Below are 17,373 nucleotides of genomic sequence, written 5' to 3' on the forward strand. Positions count from 1 at the left end.
GCAATTCACGCAATGCGTCATTCACCCCATCAGCCAAGAGCACTCATATGCACAGCATCGATATTGGGCTCTCACACGTAGCGTTCTTCATTCGCAACTTGGACACCAGCATTCGTTTCTACCAGCAGTTTGCCAACATGACCGTCGTCCATCGCCGAGAGGCGGCTGGAGATATTCAGGCGGTTGCCTGGATGTCTGATTTGTCCCGCCCATTCGCTCTTGTGCTGGTCGAATCGGACACGTTGCGCGATACGCCACTCGGCCCCCACGGCCATCTCGGGGTCGCCTGCAGATCTCGCGAAGAGGTGGACCGACTGGCAGAGCAGGCACAACATCTGGGTATTCTGCGCTCCCCGCCGAAGGATGGCGGCAACCCCGTAGGGTATTGGGCCTACATAGCCGACCCAGATGGAAACACACTTGAGATTTCCTGTGGGCAGGAAATTGCCTTCACAATCTACAACACCTAAAACTCTGGGCGGCGGCAAAATCTGAGTGCAAAAGCTGACCTTTGCGGCACGGTGCTGTCATGTATCTATGGCTAACTTCAGCCCCGTTGATTTTGAAAGCGGCGATTCGACCCACATCAATCAAGTCATTCGCTCATCTCGGAGCTTTTAGCCGCTGCGAGCACCTGGCATCGGCCCTTTCCCACATGACAGACGCACCTAAGAGACATTCAGGAGCGTTGCCGCCAACCAAGATGACTGCAGCGCATTGCCCTCCGAAGGCAGGGGGCGTGGGTTCGAATCCCGCCTGGACATACGAAAAAGCCCCTGGTTTGCGCCAGGGGCTTTTTTATGAATTGGCGGCTGGAGCTGCTCCTGCGGGCCGTTCGGCGCCGCTTGCCGCCGCGGTTCCGGCGCAAACATGCCTGCCGGCCGTGTCCGCTCTGCCGGTGGCCGCGCAGAAAAAAGCCGGGCACTCGGCCCGGCTTCGGTTCGCTGGGGGGGCTGTTTATGGCATACCGGCCAGCGAGTTGATGGCCATCCACTGGTTGCTCAGCGAGCGCGCGTGGCGGTCCACGGTGGTCGGTGCGAAGGCGCGGCCGGAGGCGCTGGCCAGGGCGTTGCTCTGGCTGTTCATGTCGATCAGGGCGGCGCGCAGGAAGTTCCAGCGGGTCTTCAGTTTGGCCACGGCCGGGTTGCTCTTGCCGTCGAGGACCTGCATCTCTTGGTCGATGTCCGGCACCAGCACGCGCTCGTCCTGGCCGACGTAGTTGTCCGGCTGTTCGCGGGCGATCTCGAAGGTGCCGATGTAGGAGCGGCTGAGGTATTGCACGGCGAGGTATTCGACCTTGGCCGGCAGTTCGCCTTCCGGGTCGGCGCCGGGTACGGCACGGGCCACGGTGAGCAGGTCACGCAGGGACTGGGCCAGTTCTTCCGGGTAGCGCCATGGCACGTTGTCTTCTTTGGGGCCAAAGGAAACACCAAGGCGTAACTGGGTAACAAGTTTGGTGGTCAGGCCGGGGATTTCCGAGCTGGCGCTGATGGCGTTCTGTGCGGCGCCTTCCAGATCGGCAATATCCTTCTCCAGGCGGCTCAGATGGCTTTCCTGAAAGCCCTCGCCGCGTAGCAGCAGCAGGCTGCCGGTGGCGCGGCTGGCGAACACCTGAACCTGTTCGGCAGCGGTCATCGGGGCGGCGAAGGCTTCTGCCGAAAGCAGTGCCAGAAGCCCCATGCAAAGGGTAAAGATTTTATTGATCAAAGGGTTACGGTTCATACCGTGGGACTCCTTATTATTCTTGTGAGCCGCGGGAACGTAGGCAAAACAGCAGCTGTCGCGCAGTGGCAACAGCCTACTGTGCTTGTCATAGCAAAGGATGAGCCAAAAGAGTGATTTGCGTCGCAATTATGACGCCGCAGAGCCGTTGCGGCTCAGCCTGTGCTACCCGCCCCGGAGCCGGCGGGTAGCGCGAGGTCCAGGACGGCTCAGAGAGCCGCTTGCTGTTGCCAGACCTTGGGCCTGAAGTAGAGGGTTTCGCCGCGGATCAGCCCGTTCAGGCTGGCGTGATCCTTGACCACTTCGGCCTCGATCAGCTCGTCCTGGCCGGCGACCTTGAGGGTCACCCGGGTGATGGCGCCGAGCGGGCGGATATCGCGCACCTCGGCGCTCTGGTGTTCAGCGATCGCCAGCCGCGACAGCGAGACCTCGTGCGGACGGAACAGCAGGTGCTGATCCTCGCCGATATGCAGGCGGTTGGAGTCGCCGAGGAAGTGGTAGACGAAGTCGCTGGCCGGCTGCTCATAGACTTCGCCCGGCGCGCCGATCTGTTCGATCGAGCCCTTGTTCATCACCACGATGCGGTCGGCCACTTCCATGGCTTCCTCCTGGTCGTGGGTGACGAACACGCTGGTCAGGTGGATCTCCTCGTGCAGGCGCGCCAGAGCGCGGCGCAGCTCCTTGCGCACCTTGGCGTCGAGGGCGCCGAAGGGTTCGTCGAGCAGCAGCACCTTGGGCTTCACCGCCAGGGCGCGGGCCAGGGCGATGCGCTGGCGCTGGCCGCCGGACAGCTGTTCCGGGTAGCGGTCGGCCAGCCAGTCGAGCTGGACCATGCCGAGCAGCTCGTGCACCCGTTCGGCGATTTCCGCCTCGCTCGGGCGCTCGGCCTTGGGCTTCATGCGCAGGCCGAAGGCGACGTTGTCGAACACCGTCATGTGACGGAACAGCGCGTAGTGCTGGAACACGAAGCCGACGTTGCGATCGCGCACGTCGTGGCCGGAGACGACCTCGCCGTGGAACTGGATGCTGCCGCTGTCCGGGGTTTCCAGGCCGGCGATGATGCGCAGCAGGCTGGTCTTGCCGCAGCCGGAGGGGCCGAGCAGAGCCACCAGCTCGCCGCTGTTGATGTCCAGATTGATGTCGTTGAGCGCGCGGAAGGCGCCGAAATGCTTGCTGACGTTACGGATTTCGATAGACATGGCTTATTCCTCGTCGGCATTCGATTTGAGGCGGGACAGACGCGCTTCGCTCCACTGCTTGAGCAGCAGGATGATCAGGGCCAGGGCCAGCAGCAGGCTGGCCACGCTGAACGCGGCGACGTGGTTGTATTCGTTGTAGAGAATCTCGACATGCAGCGGCAGGGTGTTGGTGTAGCCACGGATATGCCCGGACACCACCGATACCGCGCCGAACTCGCCCATGGCCCGCGCGGCGCACAGCACCACGCCGTAGATCAGGCCCCATTTGATGTTGGGCAGGGTCACGTGCCAGAACATCTGCCAGCCGCCCGCGCCGAGCAGGCGCGCGGCTTCCTCTTCCTGGGTGCCCTGTTCCTGCATCAGCGGGATCAGCTCGCGGGCGACGAAGGGTACGGTGACGAAAACAGTCGCCAGGACTATGCCGGGCAGGGCGAAGATGATCTGGATATCGCGATCTTGTAACCAGCTTCCGAAGAAGCCCTGGGCGCCGAACAGCAGCACGTAGATCAGACCGGCGATCACCGGCGACACCGAGAACGGCAGGTCGATCAGGGTCACCAGCAGGCTCTTGCCGGTGAACTCGTACTTGCTCACGCACCAGGCGGCGGCTACGCCGAACACCAGGTTGAGCGGCACGGCGATGCCCACGGCGAGCAGGGTCAGCTTCAGCGCGGCAATCGCATCCGGCTCGATCAGCGCGCTGAAGAAAGTGCCGAGGCCGAGCTTCAGTGCCTCGCTCAGCACCACCAGCAAGGGCAGCAGGAGAAACAGCACGAAGGCCAGCCAGGCGCCGAGGATCAGGGCAATGCGCCCGGCGCGGCTGCCGCGGCGGGCGGCATTGGCGCTGGCGGCGGCGCCAAGGGTAATGGAGGTCATGGCGGCTCCTCAGGGCTTTTCGATGCGGCGCTGCAGCAGGTTGATCAGCAGCAGCAGGAGGAAGGAGACCACCAGCATCAAAACGCCTATGGCCGTGGCGCCGGTGTAGTCGTACTGGTCGAGCTTGACCATGATCAGCAGCGGCAGGATCTCGGTCTTCATCGGCATGTTGCCGGCGATGAAGATCACCGAGCCGTACTCGCCGACACCACGGGCGAAGGCCAGGGCGAAGCCGGTCAGCCAGGCCGGCAGCAGCGCCGGCACGAGGATATGGCGGAATATCTGCAGGGGCTTGGCGCCCAGGCAGGCGGCAGCTTCTTCGACCTCACGGGGAATGTCGGCGAGTACCGGCTGCAGGGTGCGCACCACGAACGGCAGGGTCACGAAGGTCAGGGCCAGGGTGATGCCCAACGGCGTGTAGGCGATCTTGAAACCGAGCCAGGTGGCGATCTGCCCGACCGGGCCGGCCGGGGCATAGAGCGCGGTGAGGGCGATGCCGGCCACGGCGGTGGGCAGGGCGAAGGGCAGGTCGATCATCGCGTCGATGATCTTGCGCCCGGGGAAGCTGTAGCGCACCAGAGCCCAGGCCAGCAGGGTGCCGATCAGGCCGTTGAGCACGGCGGCGGCGAAGGCGGTGGCGAAGCTCAGCTTGAGCGCAGCCAGCACCCGCGGTGCGGAGATGATGGCCCAGAATTCGGCCCAGGTGAGCTGGGCGGCGTGGACGAACATGGCACCCAGGGGAATCAGCACCAACAGGCTGAGGTACACCAGGGTGTAGCCCAGCGTCAGCCCGAAGCCGGGTATGACGGGGGAAATGCGGCGAGACATGGTTTTGGCCTTGGCTGGATTTACGACGAAGGAGTGACGCGTTGCGAGCGAAGGTCAGCCTTAGGATGGGTTGAGCGCAGCGATACCCATGTCGTGCGGCGATGGGTATCGGCGCTACGCGCCTCAACCCATCCTACGTTCGCTCTACGAGCTCACCGGGCCTGGTAGATCTGGTCGAAGATGCCGCCGTCGTTGAAGAACTTGGGCTGGGCGGTCTTCCAGCCGGCGAAGTCCTGGTCGATGGTCACCAGCTTCAGCTGCGGGAACTGCTGGGCGTACTCGGCGGCCACCGCTGCGTTACGCGGGCGGTAGAAGTTCTTCGCGGCGATGCGCTGGCCTTCCTCGCTGTACAGGTAGTTGAGGTAGGCGGTCGCCACTTCACGGGTGCCCTTCTTGTCGACGTTCTTGTCGACCACCGCCACCGGCGGCTCGGCGAGGATCGACAGCGAGGGAGCGACGATTTCGAACTGGTCGCCGCCTTGTTCCTTGAGGGCCAGGAAGGCCTCGTTTTCCCAGGCCAGCAGCACGTCGCCGATCTGGTTGTTGACGAAGGTGATGGTCGAGCCACGGGCGCCGGTGTCCAGCACCGGGACGTTCTTGTACAGCTGCTCGACGAACGCCTGGGCCTTGGCCTCGCTGCCGTACTTCTGTTGGGCATAGGCCCAGGCGGCGAGGAAGTTCCAGCGCGCACCGCCGGAGGTCTTCGGGTTGGGGGTGATCACTTCCACGCCCGGCTTGACCAGGTCGTCCCAGTCCTTGATACCTTCCGGGTTGCCCTTGCGCACCAGGAACACGATGGTCGAGGTGTAGGGGGTGCTGGACTGCGGCAGGCGGCTTTGCCAGTCCGCCGGGATCAGCTTGCCGAGCTTGTGCAGTTCGTCGATGTCGCCAGCCAGGGCCAGGGTCACCACGTCGGCCTTGAGGCCGTCGATCACCGCGCGGGCCTGCTTGCCGGAGCCGCCGTGGGATTGCTGGATGGTCACGGCTTCATGGCCAGCGGCCTGCCAGTGCTTGTTGAAGGCGGCGTTGTACTCCTGGTACAGCTCGCGGGTCGGGTCGTAGGACACGTTGAGGATTTCCGTGGCGGCGGCCGGGCCGGCGATCAGGGCGGAGGCCAGAGCGGCCAGAGCGAAACGGCGAATGGACATGGGGGTGCTCCTGAGAATTCTGCGGTGTTGGCGTGTAGGTATTGTTGGTTTCAGGTTTGGCACCCTCTGGTTGTCCAGTCGGGCTGTTCGTTAGGTGATCAGGCTTGTTTGCTGGCCGGGGCCTGCAGGCGGATTTTTTCCTTGCGCTCGATCTGCACGACCTGAGCGTTGTGCACGGTGATTTCCACCGAACCAAAGCGCAGGCCCTGCAGGGCTGCCTGGATCTCGCGCAGGATGCTGGCTTCGTCCTGGCCTTCGACGCTTCTGAGGGTTGCGCTCATGACTCTGCTCCTGGGGAAAGAGGCCCGGCCGGGGATAGGCGCTGGGCGTGGAGCGGATACTAGGGGTAGATTTAATATGCTTAAAAAGAATATTTAATGATTTATATATTCTTTTTACTTCTATTTGCGCGTGGCTGGCCTGCCACCCCGGCGAGTGTCCGGCGGAACTGCCAGGTGGCCGCAAGTTCCCTGATCCTGACTGATTCGGCGGTTTTTCTGCCGCTGGTCACATCACTGCCGCCTGCCCATCGCCAGCCTCTGGCCCGCGGGATAGTCTTGTGAATTGGCAGTCAGGAGATGACCCATGGATGACAACGCGCGTGCGCCCAGTGAGCTGGAAACCCTGACCCTCGCCCTGCTGCACAGCCGGGGCGAGGTCGAGCGCCTGCGCGAGCGCGAGTCGCTGGTCAGCAGCCTGCTGGGCAGCGTCAATGTGGTGCTGTGGGCCTTCGACTGGCAGCAGCAACGGGTGGTCTACGTCAGCCCGGCCTATGAAAGCGTGTTCGGTCGTTCGGCCGCGCTGCTGATGAGCGACTACGGCGAGTGGCTCAACAGCATCTACCCGGACGACATGGAGTTCGCCGCGCAGAGCCTGGCCTCGGTGCTCGAGGTCGGTGCGGTGGAGCAGCGCGAATACCGCATCATCCGCGGCGACGGGCAGATCCGCTGGCTCAGCGACAAGTGCTTCGTCAGCCCGCGCAGCACGCCCGAGGGCCAGCCGCTGATCGTCGGCATCGCCGAGGACATCACCGAGAAGAAGCAGCTGCAGGGCGAGCTGCATCGCCTGGCCACCACCGACGTGCTGACCGGCATCCACAACCGCCGCCACTTCTTCGACAGCGCCGCACTGGCCTTCGAGCAGGCCCGGGGCAACGCTCACCCGCTGGCCTTCCTGCTGTTCGATATCGACGACTTCAAGAAGATCAACGACAGCCACGGCCACCAGATCGGCGACCGCGTGCTGCAGCGCATCGCCCACTGCGGGGCCTACGTGCTGCGCCGCGACGACCTGTTCGGGCGCATCGGCGGCGAGGAGTTCGCCGCCATCTTCCCCGGCTGCACCGCTGTGCAGGCGCTGCAGATAGCCGAGCGCCTGCAGCGCGAAGTGCAGCGCCTGACATTCAGCGCCGACGGGCGCACCTTCAACGTGACCATCAGCCAGGGCCTCACCAGCCTGGGCCCGGACGACAGCCTGGAGTCGCTCTACGTGCGTGCCGACGAGGCCATGTACCAGGCCAAGCACGGCGGCAAGAACTGCATCGTGCAGGTGTGAGCGCCTCACTTCTTATATCTATTTAGGCATAAATAAATAATTTCTTATTCCTTAACATATCTTTCTCGTCCTCCTAGACTGGCCCCCATTCACCGCTCAAGGAGGCCCGCGATGCGCAGCCAATCCATCCGCTACCTGATCCTGCCGGGCTGGCAGGGTTCGCCGGACAATCACTGGCAAAGCCACTGGCTGCGCAGCCTGCCGAACGCCACGCGGGTCGAGCAGGCCGACTGGGATCAGCCCGATCCGGCCAGCTGGGTGGCCGCCCTGGAACGCGCCGTCAGTGCCGCCAGCACCCCGGTGATCCTCATCGCCCACAGCCTCGGCTGCGTCACCGTGGCGCGCTGGGCGGCGCAGGCGCCGCTGGCGTCCTTGCGCCGGGTGCGCGGCGCCCTGCTGGTGGCCCCGGCGGATGTCGAGCGCCCCGGTTGCCCCGAGGCCCTGCAAGGCTTCGCGCCGATTTCCCGCGAGCTGCTGCCGTTCCCCAGCCAGCTAGTCGGCTCCGACAACGACCCGGCGGCGAGCGCCGCCCGTGCCCTGCAACTGGCCCGTGACTGGGGCGCGCAGGCCGCGGTGCTGAGCGGCGCCGAGCATATCAACGTGAAGTCCGGCCACCAGCGCTGGGAACAGGGTTTCGCCTACCTGTACCGCCTGCAGAGCCAGATCGAACAGCAGGGCCGGCAGCGCGCGTGAAACCTCGCCAGACCTCTTCGCCCGCCAGGCCAATGCCCGGCGGCTTGCCCGTCCACGACCCCTATTCATCCTGAGTCCGCTGCCGTGCGGTGGCTCATCGCGCACAGGGACACCTATCCATGAGCCGCCCCGAGCATCCCCAGCAGGCCCTGCTGACCTTTGCCGACACCGAGAAGAGCCCGCTGAGCATCCGCGCCAAGGCGCTGGTGTTCGTCGACCCGCGCTCCCGTGAATTGCGCGAGCAGGCCAACCGGCTGGCGGCCCTCTCCCTGCCGGTGCTGGTCGTCGGCGAGACCGGTACCGGCAAGGAGCTGCTGGCGCGGCATATCCACCGCGAAAGTGAACGCGGCGGCCTGTTCGTCGCGGTCAACTGCGGCGCAATCAGTCCGCAGTGGGGCGAGGCCGAGCTGTTCGGCCATGCCGCTGGCGCCTATGCCGGTTCGGCCAGCAGCCGCGCCGGCTGGTTCGGTTCGGCCACCGGCGGCACCCTCTACCTGGACGAGATCGGCGATCTGCCGCGCGTCCTGCAGGACCAGCTGCTGAGCGTGCTGGAAACCCGCGAAGTGCTGCGCGTCGGCGCCCAGCACGCGACCCCGGTGGATGTGCGCCTGGTGGTCGCCACCAGCATCGACCTGGCCCAGGCGGTGGCCGCCGGCAAGTTCAGCGAGCGTCTCTACCTGTACCTCAACGAAAGCCGCCTGGAACTGCCGGCGCTGCGCGAGCGGCCGGGCGATATCCTGCCGTTGGCCGAATACTTCCTCGGCATCTATGCCCAGCGCCTGGGCCTGGCCATTCCGCTGCTCGGCACGGCCGTGCAGGCCGCCCTGGAGAGCCATCACTGGTACGGCAATACCCGCGAGCTGGAGAACGTCATCCACTTCGCCCTGCTGGTCAGCAGCGGCGCGGAGATCCTGCCGCAGCATCTCAACCTGCCGACCCTGAAACTGGAGCTGCAGGTCGCCCGCCTCAACCCGGCGCAGCGCGCACGGCTGCGCGAGTTGCTGGCGCACTAGCGTGGCGTGATGGCTCCTCGGGTCTGCCGATTCTCAGTCCGCTTGCCGATCCAGTTCGCGGGCGATGCTTTCCCACTCGGACTTGAGTCTGTGGCGCAGGTAGGCGACCCAGGCTCTGTCGCGCCAGCGGCGCAGCGCCGAGGTTCGGCGTGCCTGACGGATGCCGTCGATGGTTTCGGCAAGCCAGGCGCTGTCGAAAGCCGTCCAGATCGGTGGGATGGGTGCCTGCAGGTTCGAGTAACAGACGGTGGCAGCGGCTGCAGCCGCGAAGGGCGGCGCCGGCGCATAAAAAAGCCCGCAGTTAAGCGGGCAACAGGGTCACGCGGGGGCGCCGCCCTGGGGCGGCGTGCAGTCAGGCCTTGGCCTCGAACATCACATATACCTTGCGGCAGGGTTCCAGGACTTCCCAGGTGCCGGAGAGGCCGGCCGGGATCACGAAGCGGTCGCCGGCGCGCACGGTCTTGGCATTGCCGGCGGCATCGCGGATCACCGAGACGCCCTGGAGGATCTCGCAGTACTCGTGCTCGGTGTAGTTGACCGTCCAGTGGCCGACGGCGCCTTCCCAGATGCCTGCATGGAACTGGCCGCACGGGCTGCCGTAATGGTTGCGTACGCTCTGCTCGGGGTCGCCCTTGAGGATTTTCTCGGGCGCCGGGCGGTAGTACTCGGGCGTGGTGCCGGCGGTGGCGAAGTCAACGATCTGCTCGATATGCATGGGCCTGTTCCAGGTCTGGGTGGGCAAAAACGTTCTGGAGTCTATGTTTGATAAAACGAACATTGCAAGGCGTTTGCTGGCCTTCTGTCAAAAATATTGAAAAGGTCACGGCCTCTGGTTTAGTGTTACGGGCACGATGGCCGGCAAGCGGCCTGGCAGAATAATTGACAGTGCGTGTTGTCGATTTACGACACGCTTTCACCGAGGACTCCCGCATGACTACCCTGACCCGTGCCGACTGGGAACAGCGCGCCAAGAACCTGAAGATCGAGGGCCGCGCCCTGATCCACGGCGAACTCTGCGAAGCCGTTTCCGCCGCCACCTTCGAATGCGTGAGCCCGGTGGACGGTCGTCTGCTCGGCCTGGTGGCCAGCTGCGATGCGCCGGATGCCGAGCTGGCCGTGGCCGATGCCCGCGCCACCTTCGAGTCCGGAGTGTGGTCGCGGCTCAAGCCGGTCGAGCGCAAGAAGATCATGATCCGCTTCGCCGACCTGATGGATGCCCATGCCGAAGAGCTGGCCCTGCTGGAAACCCTCGACATGGGCAAGCCGATCGGCTTCTCCCTGAGCGTCGACGTGGCCGGCGCCTCGCGCGCCATCCGCTGGAGCGGCGAGGCGATCGACAAGATCTACGACGAAGTGGCCGCCACCCCGCACGACGAGCTGGGCCTGGTCACCCGTGAGCCGGTCGGCGTGGTCGCCGCCATCGTGCCGTGGAACTTCCCGATGATCATGACCGCCTGGAAGCTCGGCCCGGCCCTGGCCACCGGCAACTCGGTGATCGTCAAGCCGTCGGAAAAATCGCCGCTGACCGCCATCCGCATGGCCCAGCTGGCGCTGGAGGCCGGTATCCCGGCCGGCGTGCTCAACGTCCTGCCGGGCTACGGCCACACCGTGGGCAAGGCCCTGGCCCTGCACATGGACGTCGACACCCTGGTGTTCACCGGCTCGACCAAGATCGCCAAGCAGCTGATGATCTACGCCGGCGAGTCGAACATGAAGCGCGTGTGGCTGGAGGCGGGCGGCAAGAGTGCCAACATCGTCTTCGAGGACGCGCCCTGCCTGAAGGACGCCGCCGAGGCGGCGGCCATGGCCATCTGCTTCAACCAGGGCGAGATGTGCACCGCCGGCTCGCGCCTGCTGGTGCAGCGTTCGATCAAGGACCAGTTCATGCCGATGGTGGTCGAAGCCATGCAGGCCTGGAAGGTCGGCCACTCGCTGGACCCGGAAACCCAGGTCGGCGCGCTGGTCGACCAGGGCCACCTGAACAGCGTGCTGTCGTACATCGAGGCCGGCCATGCCGACCAGGCCAAGCTGCTCTGCGGCGGCCAGCAGACCCTGGCCGAGACCGGCGGGGTGTACGTTCAGCCGACCATCTTCGACGACGCCCATAACGACATGCGCATCGCCAAGGAAGAGATCTTCGGCCCGGTGCTGACGGTGATCCCGTTCGACACCACCGAAGAGGCCATCGCCATCGCCAACGACAGCATCTACGGCCTGGCCGCGGCGATCTGGACCAGCAACCTGTCCAAGGCGCACATGACCGCCAAGGCGCTGCGCGTCGGCAGCATGTGGGTCAACCAGTACGACGGCGGCGACATGACCGCGCCGTTCGGTGGCTACAAGCAGTCCGGCAACGGTCGCGACAAGTCGCTGCACGCCTTCGACAAGTACACCGAGCTGAAAGCCACCTGGATCAAGCTGTAATCCTTCTGGGCGAGCTCCGGGCCGTCGGCCATGCGGCGTTGCGTCCTCGCTTTAATGCTCACGTACTGCAGTACGCTGCGCTTAAAGCTGCGGGGCGCCTGGCCTGGCCTTAGTCCCGAAGCTCTGGATGGGTGGTGGATTCGGTCGAGGTAAGGCCGGATAGCGTTGTTATGAAGGTCCGTTCTTCTTGAGAGGAGCCGGCTCTGGCGAGCCACACCTGCGGCCGGGTTTCCTAGGGAACCCGGCCGTTTTGTTTTGCAGCACGGCCAGCGAAAGGGAGTGGAGTGGCTATGCGTTGGGGTACCTATTTCGCCGTCTGCTCGGCGGTGATCATCGTCGGCCTGGCCCTGGGCGTGACCCTGCCGCTGGTTTCGCTGCGCCTGGAAAGCTGGGGCTACGGGCCGTTCGCCATCGGCGTGATGGCGGGCATGCCGGCCATCGGCGTGCTGCTCGGCGCGCGCCTGACCGGGCGCCTGGCCGGCTGGCTGGGCACGCCGCGCACCCTGCGCCTGTGCCTGCTGGCCAGCGCCGTGTCGGTCGGCCTGCTGGCGCTGCTGCCCAGCTATCCGCTGTGGCTGCTGCTGCGCCTGCTGATCGGCATTTCCCTGACCGTGGTGTTCGTCCTCGGCGAGAGCTGGATCAACCAGCTGGTCGAGGAGCGCCTGCGCGGGCGCCTGGTGGCGCTGTATGGCACCGGCTTCGCCCTCAGCCAGCTGTGCGGGCCGCTGCTGCTGACCCTGATCGGCAGCGACGGGGATCTGGGCTTCTGGTTGTCTGCCGGGCTGCTGGTGGCCGGTTGCAGCGTGCTGTTCGGCCACGACGGCGCGCCCCGGGTCGATGCCCACAGCGCCGCCGGGCGCGGCTTGCTGAGGTTCTGCCGGCAGCTGCCGGCTATCGCCTGGGCGGTGGTGCTGTTCGCCGCCTTCGAGGCCATGGTGCTGACCCTGCTGCCGGTGTACCTGCTGCGCGAAGGCTTCGCCCAGGACAGCGCCCTGCTGATGGCCAGCGTGGTGGTGGTCGGCGATGCCCTGCTGCAGCTGCCCATCGGCCTGCTCGCCGACCGGGTGCCGCGCGGCCTGCTGTTCCGCATCTGCGGTGTGGTGCTGCTGCTGTCCAGCCTGGCGATTCCGGCACTGCTGCACACGCCGCTGATCTGGCCGCTGCTGGTGCTGTTCGGCGCCTCGGCCGGCGGCCTGTACACCCTGTCGCTGATCCTGGTCGGGCAGTTCTACCGGGATGACGCGCTGGTCCGCGCCAATGCCCATATCGCCCTGCTCTGGGGTGTCGGCTGCCTGCTCGGGCCGCTGTCCACCGGCGCCGCCAGCCAGTGGCTGAGCGGCCATGCGCTGCCGCTGCTGATGGCCGCCGGGGCCGCGCTGTTCGTCTGGCTGGCCTGGCGCCGCGCGGCCTTTCTTGCCCCGCAGGCACTGGCCGGCGACTAGCGCCGCAGCCGTCCTCACAGGGTGCGCCGCGCACACCGAGACGCCCTGCGGTGCGCAGGGCGCCCCCAGGGGCTGTTAGCTCAGAGCAGGCCGGCGGCTTCCTTCAGCCGGTGCCAGGCCATGCCCAGCGCCAGCAGCGGCGAGCGCAGGTGCTTGCCGCCGGGGAAGGTCAGGTGCGGCACCCGGTCGAACAGGGCGAAGCCGCCACCCAGCTGGCCGCCGATGGCCTCGGCCAGCAGCTGGCCGGCCAGGTGGGTGGCGTTGACGCCGTGGCCGGCATAGGCCTGGGCGTAGAACACGTTGGGCTGGTCCTTGAGCCGGCCGATCTGCGGCAGGCGGTTGGCGCCGATGCCGATCATGCCGCCCCACTGGTAGTCGATCTTCACGTCTTTCAGGTGCGGGAACACCTGCAGCATCTTCGGCCGCATGTAGGCGGCGATATCCGCCGGGTCGCGGCCCGAGTAGTGGCAGGCGCCGCCGAACAGCAGGCGGTGGTCGGCGGACAGGCGGAAGTAGTCCACCGTCACCCGCTGGTCGCACAGCGCCATGTTCTGCGGGATCAGGCTGCGCGCCTGGGCCGGTGACAGCGGTTCGGTGGCGATCACGTAGCTGCCGGCCGGCAGCACCTTGCCGCCGAGCTTGCCGTTGAGGTCGCCCAGGTAGGCATTGCAGGCCAGCACCAGGGTCTTGGCGCGCACCCGGCCGCCGGCGGTATGCACCGTCACTTGCGGGCCGTAGTCGATGCGGGTGACTGCCGAGTGTTCGAACAGCCTGACGCCGAGCGAGGCGGCCGCGGCGGCTTCGCCCAGGGCCAGGTTGAGCGGGTGCAGGTGGCCGGAGCCCATGTCGATCATGCCGCCGGCGTAGCGCTCGGAGCCGACCACCTGGTGCATCTGCTCCGCTTGCAGCAGGCGCAGTTCGTGGCGGTAGCCGAGGCTTTCCAGCTCGGCCTTGTCCTCGGCGAAGCCTTCCAGGTGCGCCGGCTTGTTGGCCAGGTCGCAGTAGCCCCAGGTCAGGTCGCAGTCGATGTTGAACTGCTCGACCCGGCGGCGGACGATTTCCACCGCCTCCAGGCCCATCAGCTTGAGCGCCCGCACGCCGTCCTGGCCGATCACCGGGGCGAACTGCTCGACGCCGTGGCCGACGCCGCGGATCAGCTGGCCGCCATTGCGCCCGCTGGCGCCCCAGCCGATCAGGTGGGCTTCCAGCAGGACCACCGAGAAGCCCTTCTGGGCCAGCTCGATGGCCGTGTTCAGCCCGGAGAAACCGCCACCGACAATGCACACATCGGCCAGCTCCTCACCCGCCAGCGGCGGGTAGGCCAGCTGCCGGTTGGCAGTGGCGGCGTAGTAGGAGGCGGCGTGCTGGTCATCGTGCACGGGGTGTTGCAGCGGTTGGCGAACGCGGGCGTTCATGTCTGAAATCCTGAGTGCGGTGTTGTTAAAATTTTACGCAGGATAAGCGCGGGCTTTATTCATAGCCAAGGGCGCGGCAGGAAAAACAGTTTTTCCCCCTGGGCGTTCGTCGCCGGGCGGGCCGCAAGCGCGAGGCGCGGGTAAGATGGGCGGCCAGTTTGCCGAGCGCCGTCCATGAGTTGCACCAACCGCAAAATCGATCACCTGCGTCGGCAGATCCCGGCTTTCGCCTGCGTGCCCGGCTGCCACGACTGCTGCGGCCCGGTCACCGCCTCGTCCGAGGAGCTGGCGCGCCTGCCGGTCAGAAGCGCGGCCGAGCACGATGCGGCGCTGGCCGAGTTCAACTGCGTGCACTTAGGCCCGCAAGGCTGCACGGTGTACGACCAGCGCCCGCTGATCTGCCGCCTGTTCGGCACTACGCCGAACCTGCCGTGCCCGCGTGGCCAGGGCCCGGAAACGCCGATCGAGCCGGCGGTCGAGCGGCAGATCCATCAGCTGATCGCCAGCACCCGCCAGCGCCTGGTGTAGGTTGGGTTGAGGAGCAACGCGACGAAGCCCAACGGCGGACGGGCTGGCCACGCCGCTGCCTGAGCCTTCGCTCGTTGGGCTTCACCGCTACGCGGCTCAACCCAACCTACGTCCCCGTCGACCTCACTCCGGCACCGGCAGGGTCAGGCTCTCCTTGACCTCTTCCATGACGATGTAGGACTTCGATTCGCGCACATGGGGCAGCTTGAGCAGGATGTCGCCGAGCAGCTTGCGGTAGCTGGCCATCTCGTTGATCCGCGCCTTCACCAGGTAGTCGAAGTCGCCGCTGACCAGGTGGCACTCCAGCACGTGGGGCAGCTTGAGCACGGCGCGGCGGAATTCCTCGAAGGTGTCGCCGGACTTGTAGTCCAGGCTGATCTCGACGAACACCAGCAGGCTGGCCTTGAGCTGCTGCGGGTTGAGCCGGGCGTGGTAGCCCATGATGATGCCCTCGCGCTCCAGGCGCCGTACCCGCTCGGTGCAGGGCGTGGTGGACAGGCCGACCCGCTCGCCCAGTTCGGTGAAGCTGATGCGCCCGTCCTCCTGCAGGATGCGCAGGATGTTGCGGTCGATCTTGTCCAGTTCGCGGCGGCTCTGGTGCTGGGTACGCATGGCGGACTCCGGTGCGGGCGCACGCTCGGGCGGTGCGCGTGTGAAATAGTGGAACGCGATAATTCACTGTGAGTATGCGATAAGTCCAGCCATATTGCCTGGGTGGCATCCTGTGAAACCGCTCTGTGCCGAGAACTACCGCCAAATGCGACTAGATAAACAGTGAATATCTCTAGTCGTGTCTTCCTATACTGCGGCCCATAACGCTCAGTAAAACAAACGCCAGCGAAAGCTCGCGACGAGGGAGACAATCATGCGTGTTCTGGTTCTTGGCAGTGGTGTGATCGGTACCGCCAGCGCCTACTACCTGGCCCGTGCCGGCTTCGAGGTGGTGGTGATCGACCGTCAGAACGGCCCGGCCCTGGAAACCAGTTTCGCCAACGCAGGGCAAGTCTCTCCCGGCTACGCCTCGCCCTGGGCCGCCCCGGGCGTGCCGCTGAAAGCCATCAAGTGGCTGCTGCAGAAGCACGCGCCGCTGGCGATCAAGGCCACCGCCGATATCGACCAGTACCTGTGGATGGCGCAGATGCTGCGCAACTGCACCGCGGCCCGCTACGCGGTGAACAAGGAGCGCATGGTGCGCCTGTCCGAGTACAGCCGTGACTGCCTCGACGAGCTGCGCGCCGAGACCGGCATCGCCTATGAAGGCCGCCAGCTGGGCACCACCCAGCTGTTCCGCACCCAGGCCCAGGTCGACAGCGCGGCCAAGGACATCGCCGTGCTGGAAGCCTCCGGCGTGCCCTACGAGCTGCTCGACCGCGACGCCATCGCCCGGGTCGAGCCGGCCCTGGCCGGGGTCAAGCACAAGCTGGCCGGCGCCCTGCGCCTGCCCAACGACCAGACCGGCGACTGCCAGATGTTCACCAGCAAGCTGGCCGAGATGGCCAAGGAGCTGGGCGTGCAGTTCCGCTTCGGCTGCAATATCGAGCGCCTGGATCATGCCGGCGACCGCATCAACGGCGTGTGGGTCGATGGCAAGCTGGAAACCGCCGACCGTTACGTACTGGCCCTCGGCAGCTACAGCCCGCAGCTGCTCAAGCCGCTGGGCATCAAGGCGCCGGTCTACCCGCTCAAGGGCTACTCGCTGACCGTGCCGATCACCAATGCGGCGATGGCGCCGAGCTCGACCATCCTCGACGAGACCTACAAGGTCGCCATCACCCGTTTCGACAACCGCATCCGCGTCGGCGGCATGGCCGAGATCGCCGGTTTCGACCTGTCCCTCAACCCGGCCCGCCGCGCCACCCTGGAGATGATCACCAACGATCTCTACCCCGAGGGCGGCGACGTGGCCCGGGCCGAGTTCTGGACCGGCCTGCGCCCGGCGACTCCGGACGGCACCCCGATCGTCGGCGCCACCGCCTACCGCAACCTGTTTCTCAACACCGGACACGGTACCCTTGGCTGGACCATGGCCTGCGGCTCCGGTCGCTACCTCGCCGACCTGATGGCGCAGAAGCGCCCGCAGATCAGCAGCGAAGGCCTGGATATTTCCCGCTACGGCAAGACCAAGGAGACCACCAAGCATGTCCATCCAGCGCCTGCACACTGAAAAGCGCTACAGCGAAATCGTCATCCACAACGGCACCGTCTACCTGGCGGGCCAGCTGGCTGACGACTACGCCGGCGACATCCGCGAGCAGACCCGCCAGACCCTGGCCAATATCGACCGCCTGCTGGCCGAAGCCGGCAGCGACAAGACGAAGATCCTCGCGGTGACCATCTACCTCAAGGACATGGCCGACTATGCCGGCATGAACCTGGAGTGGGACGCCTGGGTCGCCGCAGGCGCCGCCCCCGGCCGTGCCTGCGTCGAGGCCAAGCTGTACGACCCGCGCGTGCTGGTCGAGATGATGGTGACTGCCGCACAAGCCTGAACATCCCGTTCGCCCGGCGTCCCCCCGCCGGGCTTTTTTATA

At 65.9% G+C, this 17,373-nt stretch carries 18 protein-coding genes; 9 read left to right on the top strand and 9 right to left on the bottom strand.

What is annotated here, in order from left to right; all coding sequences use genetic code 11:
* The first annotated feature begins 47 nt into the window (after positions 1-47).
* Positions 48-470, top strand: coding sequence for a VOC family protein (locus GV001_RS02585; RefSeq protein WP_160077835.1), 423 nt, complete (start codon positions 48-50; stop codon positions 468-470).
* Between the two features lie 487 nt (positions 471-957).
* Here the strand turns inward: GV001_RS02585 and GV001_RS02590 are convergent, their stop codons facing one another.
* The 6 genes from GV001_RS02590 to oscA form a co-directional block, all read right to left on the bottom strand.
* Complete coding sequence (locus GV001_RS02590) at positions 958-1,722, bottom strand: hypothetical protein (protein ID WP_160077837.1); 765 nt, start codon at positions 1,720-1,722, stop codon at positions 958-960.
* 209 nt (positions 1,723-1,931) lie between these two features.
* Positions 1,932-2,921 (bottom strand): sulfate/molybdate ABC transporter ATP-binding protein, encoded by a 990-nt coding sequence (locus GV001_RS02595; RefSeq protein WP_160077839.1) that lies wholly within the window; start codon positions 2,919-2,921, stop codon positions 1,932-1,934.
* 3 nt (positions 2,922-2,924) lie between these two features.
* Positions 2,925-3,797 (bottom strand): sulfate ABC transporter permease subunit CysW, encoded by an 873-nt coding sequence (cysW, locus tag GV001_RS02600; protein ID WP_160077841.1) that lies wholly within the window; start codon positions 3,795-3,797, stop codon positions 2,925-2,927.
* Between the two features lie 9 nt (positions 3,798-3,806).
* Complete coding sequence (gene cysT, locus GV001_RS02605) at positions 3,807-4,625, bottom strand: sulfate ABC transporter permease subunit CysT (protein WP_160077843.1); 819 nt, start codon at positions 4,623-4,625, stop codon at positions 3,807-3,809.
* 152 nt (positions 4,626-4,777) lie between these two features.
* On the bottom strand, positions 4,778-5,773 hold the full coding sequence (locus GV001_RS02610; protein WP_160077845.1) for a sulfate ABC transporter substrate-binding protein: 996 nt from the start codon (positions 5,771-5,773) through the stop codon (positions 4,778-4,780).
* A gap of 98 nt (positions 5,774-5,871) precedes the next feature.
* Positions 5,872-6,054: a sulfur starvation response protein OscA gene (gene oscA, locus GV001_RS02615; protein WP_160077847.1), complete on the bottom strand. Its 183-nt coding sequence runs from the start codon at positions 6,052-6,054 to the stop codon at positions 5,872-5,874.
* A gap of 304 nt (positions 6,055-6,358) precedes the next feature.
* On the opposite strand from oscA, the gene GV001_RS02620 reads away from it, so the two are divergent.
* The 3 genes from GV001_RS02620 (at position 6,359) to GV001_RS02630 (ending at position 9,033) form a co-directional block, all read left to right on the top strand.
* Positions 6,359-7,327 (top strand): sensor domain-containing diguanylate cyclase, encoded by a 969-nt coding sequence (locus tag GV001_RS02620; RefSeq protein ID WP_160077849.1) that lies wholly within the window; start codon positions 6,359-6,361, stop codon positions 7,325-7,327.
* A 111-nt stretch (positions 7,328-7,438) separates the two neighbouring features.
* The gene (locus tag GV001_RS02625; RefSeq protein ID WP_160077851.1) at positions 7,439-8,020 is read left to right on the top strand and encodes an alpha/beta hydrolase; all 582 of its coding nucleotides are present in this window, start codon (positions 7,439-7,441) and stop codon (positions 8,018-8,020) included.
* A gap of 119 nt (positions 8,021-8,139) precedes the next feature.
* Entirely contained in the window at positions 8,140-9,033 is an 894-nt protein-coding gene (locus GV001_RS02630) for a sigma 54-interacting transcriptional regulator (RefSeq protein ID WP_160077853.1), read from the top strand.
* A gap of 352 nt (positions 9,034-9,385) precedes the next feature.
* On the opposite strand, the gene GV001_RS02635 is transcribed toward GV001_RS02630, so the two are convergent.
* A complete protein-coding gene (locus GV001_RS02635; RefSeq protein WP_160077855.1) occupies positions 9,386-9,748 on the bottom strand; it encodes a cupin domain-containing protein in 363 nt (120 codons plus the stop codon).
* 215 nt (positions 9,749-9,963) lie between these two features.
* On the opposite strand from GV001_RS02635, the gene GV001_RS02640 reads away from it, so the two are divergent.
* Complete coding sequence (locus GV001_RS02640; RefSeq protein WP_160077857.1) at positions 9,964-11,457, top strand: aldehyde dehydrogenase; 1,494 nt, start codon at positions 9,964-9,966, stop codon at positions 11,455-11,457.
* Between the two features lie 290 nt (positions 11,458-11,747).
* The gene (locus GV001_RS02645) at positions 11,748-12,899 is read left to right on the top strand and encodes an MFS transporter (RefSeq protein WP_160077859.1); all 1,152 of its coding nucleotides are present in this window, start codon (positions 11,748-11,750) and stop codon (positions 12,897-12,899) included.
* Positions 12,900-12,979: 80 nt separating this feature from the next.
* On the opposite strand, the gene GV001_RS02650 is transcribed toward GV001_RS02645, so the two are convergent.
* On the bottom strand, positions 12,980-14,314 hold the full coding sequence (locus GV001_RS02650) for an FAD-binding oxidoreductase (protein WP_160077861.1): 1,335 nt from the start codon (positions 14,312-14,314) through the stop codon (positions 12,980-12,982).
* A 174-nt stretch (positions 14,315-14,488) separates the two neighbouring features.
* Between GV001_RS02650 and GV001_RS02655 the strand changes: the two genes are divergently transcribed.
* Positions 14,489-14,842, top strand: a complete 354-nt coding sequence (locus GV001_RS02655) for a YkgJ family cysteine cluster protein (protein ID WP_160077863.1) — start codon at positions 14,489-14,491, stop codon at positions 14,840-14,842.
* Between the two features lie 123 nt (positions 14,843-14,965).
* Here the strand turns inward: GV001_RS02655 and dadR are convergent, their stop codons facing one another.
* Positions 14,966-15,454, bottom strand: coding sequence for a transcriptional regulator DadR (gene dadR / locus GV001_RS02660; protein WP_160077865.1), 489 nt, complete (start codon positions 15,452-15,454; stop codon positions 14,966-14,968).
* A gap of 253 nt (positions 15,455-15,707) precedes the next feature.
* Between dadR and dadA the strand changes: the two genes are divergently transcribed.
* Entirely contained in the window at positions 15,708-17,006 is a 1,299-nt protein-coding gene (dadA, locus tag GV001_RS02665) for a D-amino acid dehydrogenase (protein ID WP_160077867.1), read from the top strand.
* Positions 16,981-17,331 (top strand): RidA family protein, encoded by a 351-nt coding sequence (locus tag GV001_RS02670; RefSeq protein ID WP_160077869.1) that lies wholly within the window; start codon positions 16,981-16,983, stop codon positions 17,329-17,331. The genes dadA and GV001_RS02670 overlap by 26 nt, the downstream gene beginning before the upstream one ends.
* The last annotated feature ends 42 nt before the right edge of the window (positions 17,332-17,373 follow it).

Source organism: Pseudomonas sp. 8AS, from assembly GCF_902506505.1.
GTDB lineage: Bacteria > Pseudomonadota > Gammaproteobacteria > Pseudomonadales > Pseudomonadaceae > Aquipseudomonas.